This is a genomic window from Variovorax sp. Varisp46, from assembly GCF_059491885.1.
The window spans coordinates 5,109,923-5,121,883 of the sequence record NZ_CP168515.1; the positions used below are offsets into that span (position 1 = coordinate 5,109,923).

Genomic DNA, 11,961 nt, shown 5'->3' on the forward strand with positions numbered 1-11,961 from the left:
CAAGGTCCGGAGGCGCTTCGATGATGCCGTTCTTCTTTCTTCCAATGACCGCGATTCGACATGCCGCGACCGCGACGTTCGCGGCCCTGCTGCTCGCGGGATGCGTGCACCCGATCACCATGATCACCGAGACCGCGCCGCCGCGCTCGCAGGCGCACCTGGTCCCGAAGAAGGTCGCCTATGTGATGACCGACGCCGACCGCGACATGGAAGTGATCACGCCCGGTGGCAGCGGCGACCGCGTGAGCTACTACCCGTACCGCGACCTCGAGAAGTCGATACGCGACGCATTGCGCGCGGTGTACCGCGACGTGGTGGTTCTGCGCACCGCGGCCGACGCGAAGGCGAACGAGGCGACGGGCGTGTCGTTGGTGTTCGCACCGCGCATCACCACCGCCTCCAGTTCGTCGTCGTGGATCAGCTGGCCGCCGACGTCGTTCACCGCCGAGGTGGCATGCGTGGTGACCGATGCGGCAGGCGCCGAAGTCACGCGCGTGCGCGCGGCGGGCAACGGCACGGCGGAGTTCGGCGAATTCAAGGGCGACTTCGGGCTGGCGGCGCGAAGGGCTGCGACGCGGCTGACGTCGCAATTGAGCAGCGAGGTTCGCAGGAACGAGAAACTGCGTTGAACGCACCATGAAAAAACGCGCCCGCAGGCGCGTTCTTCATTGAAGCCTCGAAGCCTTACTTCGAAACGACCTTCACCATCTCCAGGCACTTGTTCGAGTAGCCCCACTCGTTGTCGTACCAGCTCACGAGCTTCACGAAGGTGCCGTCCAGCGCAATGCCGGCTTCGGCGTCGAAGATCGAGGTGCGCGGGTCGCCGCGGAAGTCGGTGGCCACCACCTTGTCCTCGGTGTAGCCCAGCACGCCCTTGAGCGCGCCTTCGCTCTGCGACTTCATCTCGGCGCAGATTTCCTTGTAGGTGGCTTCCTTCTCGAGCTCCACCGTGAGGTCGACCACCGACACGTCGGAGGTCGGCACGCGGAAGCTCATGCCGGTGAGCTTCTTGTTGAGCTCGGGGATCACCACGCCCACGGCCTTGGCGGCGCCGGTGCTCGAGGGAATGATGTTTTCCAGGATGCCGCGGCCGCCGCGCCAGTCCTTGTTGCTCGGGCCGTCGACGGTCTTCTGCGTGGCGGTGGCGGCGTGCACGGTGGTCATCAGCCCGCGCTTGATGCCCCACTTGTCGTTCAGCACCTTGGCCAGCGGTGCCAGGCAGTTGGTGGTACAGCTGGCGTTGCTGACGATGGCTTCGCCGGCGTACTTCTTGTCGTTCACGCCGTAGACGAACATCGGGGTGTCGTCCTTCGAGGGGGCCGACATGATCACCTTCTTCGCGCCCGCGTCGAGGTGCTTCTGGCAGGTTTCCTTGGTGAGGAAGAGGCCGGTCGACTCGAGCACGATGTCGGCGCCGACTTCGTTCCACTTCAGCTGCGCCGGATCGCGCTCCTGCGTGAGGCGGATCTTCTTGCCGTTGACGATCAGCGTGTTGCCTTCGACCGTGACTTCGCCCTTGAAGCGGCCATGCACCGAGTCGTACTGGAGCATGTAGGCGAGGTAGTCCGGCTCGAGCAGGTCGTTGATGGCAACGATCTCGATGTCGTTCTTGAAGTTCTGCACCGCTGCGCGCAGCACGTTGCGACCGATGCGGCCGAAGCCGTTGATACCGAGTTTGATAGCCATCTGACTTGCTCCTAAAGGTTGAAAAATCGTGATCGGACGGGAAAGCGGGCTGTGCGACGTCAGTCGCGCAGCGCCGCTTCCACGGTGGCGGCAACGTTCTCCGCCGTGAAACCGAAGTGCTTGAACAGCGCGGGCGCCGGTGCCGACTCGCCGTACGTGTCGATGCCGACGACGGCCGCGCAGCCGTACTTCCACCAGCCGCCGGTGCAGCCCATCTCGACGGCGATGCGCGGAATCTTCTTCGGCAGCACGCTCTTCTTGTAGGCCACGTCCTGGCGGTCGAAGGTGGTGGTCGAGGGCATCGACACCACGCGCACGGCGATCTTCTTCTCGGCCAGCAGCTTCTGCGCTGCCAGTGCGAGCGGCACCTCGGAGCCGGTGGCGATGATGACGGCGGCCGTCTTCTTGCTCTTGAGGCCGACGACTTCGGGCTCGGACAGCACGTAGGCGCCGCGGCTGATGTCGCCGAGCTCGCTCTTCGGTGCGTAGGCGATGTTCTGGCGGCTCAGCAGCAGCGCGGTCGGGCGCGACTGGTTCTGCAGCGCCACGGCCCAGGCCACGGCCGTTTCGGCCGTGTCGCCCGGACGCCAGACGTCGAGGTTCGGAATCAGGCGCAGCGACGCGGCGTGCTCGATCGACTGGTGCGTCGGGCCGTCTTCGCCGAGGCCGATGGAGTCATGCGTGAACACGTGGATCACGCGGCGCTTCATCAGCGCGGCCATGCGGATGGCGTTGCGGCTGTAGTCGCTGAAGGTGAGGAAGGTACCGCCGTAGGGGATGTAGCCGCCGTGCAGCGCCACACCGTTCATGATGGCGGCCATGCCGAACTCGCGCACGCCGTAGTTGATGTGGCGGCCGATCTCGCCGTGCGGCGGCTCGACGGCAGCGCCTTGTGCGGCTTCGTCTTCGGCGCCCTGGAGCACCACCGGCGCGGGGGGCGCGTTCAGCACGACGGCGCCGGTCTTGGCGTCGAAGCGCAGCGCGGCGGTGCTCTTGGTGTTGGTGAGGTTCGAGCCGGTCAGGTCGGCACTGCCGCCGAGCATTTCGGGCAGCGCAGCGGTGAAGGCTTCCAGCGCGAGCTGGCTGGCCTTGCGGCTGGCGACGGTCTCGCCCCTGGTGTGGGCGGCGACCACGGTGTCGAACGCGACCTGGTGGAAGTCCTTGGGCAGCTCGCCCTTCATGCGGCGGGTGAACTCGGCGGCCAGCTCGGGATACGCGGCGGCATAGGCGGCGAACTTGTCGTTCCAGGCGGCTTCGGTCTTCGCGCCTTCGGCCTTGTGGTCCCAGTCGGCGTACACCTCGGCCGGGACTTCGAAGGGCGGGTAGTGCCAGTCGATCGCGTCGCGGGTGAGCTTGATTTCTTCGGCGCCCAGCGCCTCGCCGTGCGCCTTGGCGGTGCCGGCGCGGTTCGGGCTGCCCTTGCCGATGGTCGTCTTGCAGATGATCAGCGTGGGCTTCGATTCTTCCTTCTTGGCCTTGGCGATGGCCTTGGACACGTCCTTGGCGTCGTTGCCGTCGATCGGACCGATGACGTTCCAGCCGTAAGCCTTGAAGCGCTCTTCGGTGTTGTCGATGAACCAGGGCTTGACCTGGCCGTCGATGCTGATGCCGTTGTCGTCGTACAGCGCGATCAGCTTGTTCAGGTGCCAGGCGCCAGCGAGGGCGCAGGCTTCGTGGCTGATGCCTTCCATCATGCAACCGTCGCCCAGGAAGGCGTAGGTGTGGTGGTCGACGACGTGGTGGCTATTGCGGTTGAACTCGGCAGCGAGGAGCTTCTCGGCCAGCGCGAAGCCCACGGCATTGGTGATGCCCTGGCCCAACGGGCCGGTGGTGGTTTCGACGCCCGGCGTCACGTCGACTTCGGGGTGGCCGGCGGTCTTGCTGTGCAGCTGGCGGAAGTGCTTGATTTCCTCCATCGGCAGGTCGTAGCCCGTGAGGTGCAGCACCGAGTACAGCAGCATCGAGGCATGGCCATTCGACAGCACGAAGCGGTCGCGGTCGAACCAGTGCGGGTTGGCGGGGTTGTAGCGCAGGTGTTCGCCCCAGAGTGCGACGGCCATGTCGGCCATGCCCATCGGTGCGCCCGGATGTCCGGAATTTGCTTGTTGGACGGCATCCATGGCCAGAGCGCGGATTGCGTTGGCCATCAGGGCGTGGTTTGCCATTTGCGGTGGACTTTCGGGGGAAAAGGGTGGGAGGAGATAGGGGGAACCCGCGATTTTACCGGGCGAGCCCGGACACCCGCCGATACAGGGCAAACGCCCGCCCGATGCTCTCTTGTGCAGCGGCCGGACTGCTAGAGTTGCGCCCCATGCACGGGCTGCACCTCACCGCCGACCTTCACGACTGCCAATGCGGCCTTCAATGGCTGACCGACCAGGAGGCCCTGGGCGCCGTTTGCCTCAAGGCGGTGGACGCCGCCGGGCTGCAGGCGGTGGGCAGGCTGGTCCATGGTTTTCCGGCCACGCCGCAGGGCCCGGGCGGGGTCACGGCCACGGTGCTGCTGGCCGAATCGCATCTGTGCATCCACACCTGGCCCGAGCAGCGCGGCGTGACGCTCGACGTGTACGTCTGCAATTTCAGCGGCGACCACTCGGCCAAGGCGCATGCGCTGATGGAATGCCTGGTGGCGCTGTTCCAGCCCCTCCACAGCGAACGCAACGAGCTGCAGCGCGGGCGGAAATGACACTCGCCCCCAGGCTTCGCGCACTTCGTGTCGCTTCTCCCACCCCCTGCCGGGGGCAACACCAGAGGCCCGGCAAAGCCGGCTCCTCGGTGTTTCCCGAAAGAATCAGCCGATGACGAACGCAGCTTCGATTTCCGTGCGGGCCATGATCCTGGCCGCGGGGCGCGGCGAACGCATGCGGCCGCTGACCGACATCACTCCCAAGCCCCTGCTCGAAGTGCGCGGCAAGCCGCTGATGCAGTGGCCGATGGAAGCGCTGGCCGCGGGCGGGTTCACCGAGCTGGTGGTCAACACGGACTGGCTGGGCACGCAGATCTCCGAGCGGTTCGGCGCCAAGCCCTTGTTGCAGGGGCCAGCGGCACTGTCGATTTCATATTCCGACGAGGGCCGCGACTTCGGCGGCGCGCTGGAGACGGCCGGCGGCATCGTGCGTGCGCTGCCTTTGCTCGGCGAGGTGTTCTGGGTCGCGGCCGGCGACGTGTTCGCGCCGGACTTCGCCTTCACGCAAGACTCGGTCGACCGCTTCGTCGCCAGCGGCAAGCTCGCGCACCTGTGGCTGGTGCCGAACCCCGCGCACAACCTCAAGGGCGATTTCGGCTTGTCCGCCGGGGGCCTCGCGCTCAACACGGCCGACCGGAAGTTCACCTTCTCGACCATCGGCCTGTACCGCGCCGAGCTCTTCGCGCCACCGCACTGCGACATCCCGAGCGGCAACCCGGCCGGCCGCAAAGCCCCGCTGGCACCGATCCTGCGCGCCGCGATGGACAATGAACTCGTGAGCGCCGAGCTCTACACCGGCCCCTGGACCGATGTGGGCACCCCCGAACGACTCGCCCAACTGAACACGCCAAGCAGATGATTTCAGCAGCCACCACCACGATCTACGCCGAGCGCCGCGCGCGCCTCGCCTCGCAGCTGGGCAAGGACGGCATCGCGATCATCCCGACCGCGCCCGAACGCCCGCGCAACCGCGACACCGATTTCCTCTACCGCCACGACAGCTACTTCTATTACCTGACCGGCTTCACCGAGCCCAATGCCTGGCTGGTGCTGGCGGGCGATGGCCGCGCCACGCTGTTCTGCGCGCCGAAGGACCTGGAGCGCGAGATCTGGGACGGCTACCGCCTCGGCCCCGACGCGGCACCCGCAGCACTCGGTGTCGACGAAGCCTTCTCGGTCGCCGACCTCGATGCCAGGCTGCCGAAGCTGCTCGAGAACCGCTCGACCGTGTGGTTCCCGTTCGCCATCCACAAGGGCCTCGAGACCCGCATCGACGGCTGGCTGCAGTCGGTTCGCGCCCGCGTGCGCTACGGCGCGCTGTGCCCCGAGGAACAGCGCGACCTGTGTGGCCCGCTCGACGAGATGCGCCTGATCAAGGACGCGCACGAGCAGGACATCATGCGCCGCGCCGCGCAGATCAGCGCCCGCGGCCACGTGCGCGCGATGCAGCTCTCGGCCCGCATGCTGCGCGAGGGCAAGGACGCGCGCGAGTACCACCTCGACGCCGAGCTGCTGCACGAATTCCGCCTTGGCGGCTCGCAGTACCCGGCCTACTACTCCATCGTGGCGGCCGGCGCCAACGCTTGCGTGCTGCACTACCGCGCCGATGCGGCACCGCTGCGCAAGGGCGATCTGGTGCTGATCGACGCCGGCTGCGAACTCGACGGCTATGCGAGCGACATCACCCGCACCTTCCCGGCCGACGGCAAGTTCACCGGCCCGCAGCGCGCGCTGTACGACCTCGTGCTGGCCAGCCAGGACGCCGCGGCCGCCGTCACCAAGGCCGGCAACCGCTTCACCGATCCGCACGACGCCGCGGTGAAGGTGCTGGCGCAGGGCATGCTCGACTTCGGCCTGCTCGACGCCAACAAGGTGGGCGGCGTGGACGACGTGATCGACTCGCGCGCCTACTTCCAGTTCTACATGCACCGCACAGGCCACTGGCTCGGCATGGACGTGCACGATTGCGGCAGCTACGTCGAGCCCACGCAAATTGGCGAGGTGAGCGAGCGCAAGGATCCGCTGTCGAACGAGGTCATCAAGAACCGCCCGAGCCGCATCCTGCATCCGGGCATGGTGCTGACGCTGGAGCCCGGCATCTACGTGCGGCCCGCCGACGGCGTACCGGAGCAGTTCCACGGCATCGGCATCCGCATCGAGGACGACGCGATCGTCACGGCCACCGGCTGCGAGCTCATCTCGCGCGGCGTGCCCGTGAAGGCGGACGAGATCGAGGCGCTGATGCGGGCCTGACGGCCCGCGGGCCGAGCGGCCCGGGCTGTGGCATCGCCATGGCCTGGGCCTGAAGCCAGTCGCAAAACAGTCGCGCCGCCTCGTCCCGGGTGCCGTTGCGCCTGGCGACATAGCGGTAGCCGCTGGCATGAAAGCCCAAGGGCGCGGTCAATCGTCCCGCCCGCACGTCGTCCATCACGAGATGCCAGGGCGCGATGCAGATGCCCAGGCCGCCGATCGCAGCCTCCAGCGTGAAGTAGTAGTGCTCGAACTCCGTGCCGGGCAAAACTCGCACCGCGCTGCCGACCGATGCGCTCCACATCGACCAGGCATTGCGCCGCGTGCGCGTCTGCAGGATCTCCCGGTTCTCGAGATCGGCCGGCTCGCCGAGCCGCAACCGGTCGGCCAGGCCAGGAGCCAGCACGGGGCCGAGCAGTTCGTCGAACAGGAACACATCGGCAGGCGTCGCCTCCTCGTCTTCGTCCTGCGCCACCGAGATCGCGACGTCGCTGCGCGACACCGGCGTTGCCGCACTCTGGTCCGTGGTCTTGAGCCGCACGCCGATGTCCGGCTGGCTCGCATGAAAATCGTAGAGCCGCGGAATGAGCCAGCGCATCGTGAAGGTGCTGAGGCAGGAGACGTCCAATGTCGTGTGCTGCCGCTCAAGCATGGCATCCACCGCCTGTTCGATCTGCATGAAGGCCGCCGACAGGGTCGGCTGCAAGTACTTGCCGGCAACGGTCAGCACGGGCCGGTTCTTCGGCCCTTCGAACAACACGACGCCGAGCGCATCCTCGAGTTGCCGCACCTGCCGGCTGATCGCACCAGGCGTGACATGCAACTCGTCGGCGGCCAGGGTCATGCGGCCCAGACGGCCGGCCGCTTCGAAGGCGCGCAGCGCGTTCATGTGGCGAAGATGCTGTTTCATGGTGAAGTGACTTTATTGCACATAGCACCGGCAAATTCATCGGTTCGTTTTTTGCTTTGCGGCGCCTACAAACGGCGCATGACCTGTCCGGAATCGTCCGGCGGCATGCATCGCTTTTGCTGGAGTCCGTCACCATGCCTTTCATTCGCACCGCCGTCCCTGAAGACACGCCTCCCGCTCAATGCCAGGCCATCGTACGAGGCATCCACGACGCACTGGTCGGCAGTATCGGGATGCCGGAGGACGAGCTGTTCAACCTGGTGAACCCGTACAGGGCCGACCATTTCTTTTTCGATCGCAGGTTCAATGGCGTGGCACGTTCCGATCGCGTGATCGTGGTCGAGATCACCATGCGCCGGGGGCGCAGCGATGCGATGAAACGGACACTTTATGGCCAGATCGCGCACAACCTGGAACACCAGGCTGGCATCGCACCAGCCGACGTTTTCATCTTCACTCACGAAAATGATTACTCGGACTGGTCGGTCGGCAACGGCCAGTTCGCGATGACCTTGGTGCAGCAGCGCGGCACGGACACCTGAAAGACAGCAAGGCGGTGCCGATGCCCTCGCGGCAGGCCGCTTACTTCGCCTGCAGCAACGCGCCCGCTTCCAGCAGCACCAGCTCGTTGTCGTCCGCCTTGTTCGGCTCGCGGCTGCTCGAGAACGGCAGGTTGTTGTCGTTGCCGACCACGATGTGCGTGGCGTCCACCACGTCGACGTTCTCGATGGTGAAGAAGGGAAACTTCAGCACGCCGTCGTTCAGCGGCTTGCGTGCGAGCTTGTCGGGGTCGGCGATGTTCAGCAGGTCGATGTAGCCGATCTTGCGCACCGGGCCGCCCGCGTTCGCGTCGTTCAGCTCGACCTTGTAGACGCGCTTGAACTTCGCGATGTCGTGGAAGCAGTCGGTACGCTTCTGGCCTTCGGGGCAAGCCTTGTCGCTCGTGCCTTCGCCGTTGTCTCGTTCGATGATCAAGCCGGTGGTTGCGTCGATCATGTTGAAGTCGCCGATGGCGTTGCCATTGGCTTCGAGCACGTATTTCCAGTGGCGGCCCGTCCACTTCTCGGTGGTCACATCGAACTCCAGCACGCGCAGCGCTTCCTTGCCGTCGACGCGTTCGTAGTCCTTGGCCTCGGCGTTCCACACCGGGCCTTCGAGCAGCGCGTAGAGCTTGCTTGCGTCCTTCGACGAGGCCATGCCCTCGAAGCCCTTGGAGCGCTTGATCTGGAAATCGACCGCGCCGCCGGGCATGCCTGGCGTGGTCACTGCGGGGTGATCGGGCGAGCGCACGGCCTTGCCGTCGACCAGCGTGTCGTGCACGGCGAGCACCTTGCCCTTGAGGTCGGCCTTGATCAGGAAGGGTCCGAACTCCTCGCCGATCCACAGCGCGCCGCCGGCGAACTGGAAGCTCTCGGGGTCGAAGTCGGCGCCCGTCAGGTAGCGCTGCTTGGTGCCTTCGTGGACGATGCGGAAGGGCACCTTCTTGTCCGGGTCATGCAGGAAGATGGTGTTCAGGCGGTTGAACTTGCCGCTCTTGAAGTCCACCTTGTAGTGGTTCAGGTAGAGCATGAAGTCGGGCGAGTTGGCCTTGGTACCGGCACCGTTGTCGGTGAGGATCCAGAAGCTGCCGTCGTCCATCTTCTTGATGCCCGAGTGGCCCTGCAGCGGCTGGCCCTTGAAGGGCAGCGACACGCCGGTGCCGCGGCCGGCCGACAGGCCTTCGACCGAGCCGATCGCCTCGACGCGCTTGCCGGTCGTGAACTTGCCGCTGGCCTGCAGGTCGGCCGGCGCGTCCTTGGGCGCAGCGACGAAGCTCTGCGCGGGCAGGACGGCGTGGCCGGCGAGCGTGGAGGGGAAGGCGGTCTGGGCCGTCGCGCCGCCGCACGCGAGTGCAGCGGCAAGAGCGATGAAAGACAGGGAGGCGATGCGCGTCATGGAAAGGAAGGCGTTCGAGTTCAAAACGCGTGACCATGCCGAGGCGGCATGACGCGGCCATGACATCCTTTCAAGGAGCGACGTCCACCGTCACTTCGCGCGACTCCGCGCGGCCCTGGTCGTCGACCGCGCGCAGCACATAGCGCCGGCCCGATACGGAGAGATCGGGCATCCAGGTGATGCCTTCGCCGGGCTCGGCGCGGCCGATGAGCGCATCGTCGGCAAACCAGTAGACGGCCTGCGTGCCCGCGGCAGCCTCGGCGCGCAGCACCAGCGGCTCGGGCTTCTTCACGCGCAGGGTGTGGCGCACGCCGCGCAAGGGCGACGTGATGAGTGGTGCGCTCTCCGGCGCATCGCCATCCTTCTCGCAGCCGTCGGCAGGCGCGCTCGCGCGCGGCAGGCCGGCCTGGCGGAACAGGCGGCGCATGTCGCTGCCCCATTGCTCCACCACCTGCTGGCGCGCATTGGGCTGCGGGCCGCAGACCACCTTGCCGGTCGTTTCGTCGACCCACACTGCGCGGTGCAGGTTGCTGACCTGGATCGGCGACTTGCCGGCGATGAACCATGTCATGGTGCGCACCGGGCACATCGCATCGGGCAGGCCGCCCGTCGCGGCGCAGACCTCGATCTGGCGCAGGTCCGCCGGCTGGCGCGATGCGATTTCGCCCGGGTCGAGCCGCTCGGCGCGCAGCGCATCGACCATGCGCAGGAACAGCGGCGCGGCGGCGTCGACGCCCACCAGCGCGGGATTGCTGGTGCCGTCGAAATTGCCGACCCACACCACCAGCACGTGACGGCCGAACACGCCGGCCGTCCACGCGTCGCGAAAGCCCCAGGACGTGCCCGTCTTCCACGCGATGGCCGGGCGTGCGGGCAGCGTGGTGTCGGGGCGCGGCGTGTGGCGCAGCATGTCGAGCGTGATGAACGACGCTTCCTCGCTCAGCAAGCGCAGCGGCTGCACGGGCCGCTCGCCGGGCGCGGGCTGCGTGTAGCGGATCGGCTGCGAGATGCCGCCGTTGGCCAGCGTCGCATACATGCCAGCCAGCTCCTCGGGCGTGACCTCGCCGCCGCCGAGCACCAGCGCGAGACCGTAGTGCGATTCGCCCTGCAGCTTCTGCACGCCGGCCAGGCGCATGAAGTCGTAGAGCCCCGGCTTCGAGAGCTTCGCTGCCACGGCCACCGCGGGCACGTTGCGGCTGCGGATCAGTGCCTCCTGCGCGGGCAGCGGCCCGGCGAAGCGGTGGTCGAAGTTCTCAGGCGTGTAAGGGCCGAAGGAGGTGGGCGCGTCCTTCAGCATGGTCTTCGGATGCAGCAGCCCCTGGTCGAGCGCCAGCGCGTAGATGAAGGGTTTGAGGGTGGAGCCCGGCGAGCGCTTGGCCAGAACGCCGTTGACTTGCCCCGAGATGGCGTCGTTGCGGAAGTCGGCCGAGCCGATCATCGCGCGCACCTGCATCGTCGACGCATCGAGCAACAGCGCGCTCGCGTTGCTCATGCCCACGTCGGCGTGCGCGCGCAGGTACTGGCCCATCACGCGTTCGAGCGTGGCCTGCATGCGCAGGTCGATGGTGGTGCGCACTTCCTGCACGCCACGCTCCTGCGCGAGCAGCATGTCGGTGGCGTGCGGTGCCAGAAAAGGCAGGCTGCCGCGCGACTGTGCCGAGAGCGCGAGCTGCGCGTCGGGCGCGTGCTGCTTCGCCGCCGGATCGCGCTCGGCCCACAGCGCCCACAGGCGTTCGCGCGCCGATTGCAGCTCGGCGTTGCGGCCGCGCTCGGCGATGCGCTTGACGGGGTTCTGCGGAATCACCGCGAGCGTCAGCGCCTCGGGCAGACTGAGCTTGGCGGCGTCCTTGCGGAAGTAGATGAGGCTCGCGGCCTGCACGCCTTCGATGTTGCCGCCATAGGGGGCGGTGTTGAGGTAGGCCTCGAGGATGTCGTGCTTGCCGAAGCGCGCCTCCAGCCACAGCGCGGCGAAGATCTGCGCGACCTTGCCGGTGGGCGTGCGGCTGTCGATACCGTACACGCGCCGCGCGAGCTGCATGGTGAGCGTGGAGCCGCCCTGGCGGCGCTCGCCGCTGGCGATGCGCCACGCGCTTCGCGCCAGCGCGGCAGGGTTGACGCCGGGGTGCGTGTAGAAGCGCCGGTCTTCGTACAGCAGCACCGCATCGACCAGCGTGGGCGAGATGCGCTCCAGCGGCACCCAGAGCCGGTACTGTTCGTCGGCCGCGAGCGTGAGCCGCATCAGCTCGCCGCCTTGCGCATAGACGGCGCGCGAGCTGCCGACGGTTTCGCTCAGCGGGGCGTGGGGCCACAGGCGAAGAAGGACAAGCAGCACGACGAAGACCGCAAGGGCGATGACGGCCTTCCTCCCTCTCCCGCTTGCGGGAGAGGGCTGGGGTGAGGGCATCGGCGATGGATCGAGCGCGGAGGTCATAGGAAGCGCCGCACCCTCACCCTAACCCTCTCCCGCACGCGGGAGAGGGGACAAGGCAAGAGC

The 11,961-nt window shown here is 67.2% G+C and carries 10 protein-coding genes; 5 read left to right on the plus strand and 5 right to left on the minus strand.

The window, feature by feature from the left end; translation table 11 throughout:
- The first annotated feature begins 44 nt into the window (after nt 1-44).
- The gene (locus tag ACEN9N_RS24265; protein WP_495654706.1) at nt 45-629 is read left to right on the plus strand and encodes a hypothetical protein; all 585 of its coding nucleotides are present in this window, start codon (nt 45-47) and stop codon (nt 627-629) included.
- Between the two features lie 55 nt (nt 630-684).
- Here the strand turns inward: ACEN9N_RS24265 and gap are convergent, their stop codons facing one another.
- Entirely contained in the window at nt 685-1,686 is a 1,002-nt protein-coding gene (gap, locus tag ACEN9N_RS24270; RefSeq protein ID WP_495654707.1) for a type I glyceraldehyde-3-phosphate dehydrogenase, read from the minus strand.
- 59 nt (nt 1,687-1,745) lie between these two features.
- Entirely contained in the window at nt 1,746-3,851 is a 2,106-nt protein-coding gene (locus ACEN9N_RS24275) for a transketolase family protein (protein ID WP_495654708.1), read from the minus strand.
- A 146-nt stretch (nt 3,852-3,997) separates the two neighbouring features.
- Between ACEN9N_RS24275 and speD the strand changes: the two genes are divergently transcribed.
- The 3 genes from speD to ACEN9N_RS24290 all read left to right on the plus strand — a co-directional run bounded on the left by speD (nt 3,998) and on the right by ACEN9N_RS24290 (nt 6,625).
- Nucleotides 3,998-4,372, plus strand: a complete 375-nt coding sequence (gene speD, locus ACEN9N_RS24280; RefSeq protein WP_007828556.1) for an adenosylmethionine decarboxylase — start codon at nt 3,998-4,000, stop codon at nt 4,370-4,372.
- 145 nt (nt 4,373-4,517) lie between these two features.
- Nucleotides 4,518-5,231 carry a nucleotidyltransferase family protein gene (locus ACEN9N_RS24285; protein ID WP_495656419.1) on the plus strand — a complete coding sequence of 238 codons (714 nt, stop codon included), beginning with the start codon at nt 4,518-4,520 and terminating at the stop codon, nt 5,229-5,231.
- A complete protein-coding gene (locus ACEN9N_RS24290) occupies nt 5,228-6,625 on the plus strand; it encodes an aminopeptidase P N-terminal domain-containing protein (protein ID WP_495654709.1) in 1,398 nt (465 codons plus the stop codon). The genes ACEN9N_RS24285 and ACEN9N_RS24290 overlap by 4 nt, the downstream gene beginning before the upstream one ends.
- Here ACEN9N_RS24290 and ACEN9N_RS24295 read toward each other — a convergent pair.
- Nucleotides 6,567-7,532 carry a LysR substrate-binding domain-containing protein gene (locus ACEN9N_RS24295; RefSeq protein WP_413313673.1) on the minus strand — a complete coding sequence of 322 codons (966 nt, stop codon included), beginning with the start codon at nt 7,530-7,532 and terminating at the stop codon, nt 6,567-6,569. The genes ACEN9N_RS24290 and ACEN9N_RS24295 overlap by 59 nt on opposite strands.
- A gap of 134 nt (nt 7,533-7,666) precedes the next feature.
- Between ACEN9N_RS24295 and ACEN9N_RS24300 the strand changes: the two genes are divergently transcribed.
- Nucleotides 7,667-8,074, plus strand: a complete 408-nt coding sequence (locus ACEN9N_RS24300; RefSeq protein ID WP_007828549.1) for a tautomerase family protein — start codon at nt 7,667-7,669, stop codon at nt 8,072-8,074.
- Nucleotides 8,075-8,114: 40 nt separating this feature from the next.
- On the opposite strand, the gene ACEN9N_RS24305 is transcribed toward ACEN9N_RS24300, so the two are convergent.
- A complete protein-coding gene (locus ACEN9N_RS24305; RefSeq protein WP_495654710.1) occupies nt 8,115-9,467 on the minus strand; it encodes an esterase-like activity of phytase family protein in 1,353 nt (450 codons plus the stop codon).
- A gap of 70 nt (nt 9,468-9,537) precedes the next feature.
- Nucleotides 9,538-11,871 carry a penicillin-binding protein 1C gene (gene pbpC / locus ACEN9N_RS24310; RefSeq protein ID WP_495654711.1) on the minus strand — a complete coding sequence of 778 codons (2,334 nt, stop codon included), beginning with the start codon at nt 11,869-11,871 and terminating at the stop codon, nt 9,538-9,540.
- Nucleotides 11,872-11,961: the final 90 nt, after the last annotated feature.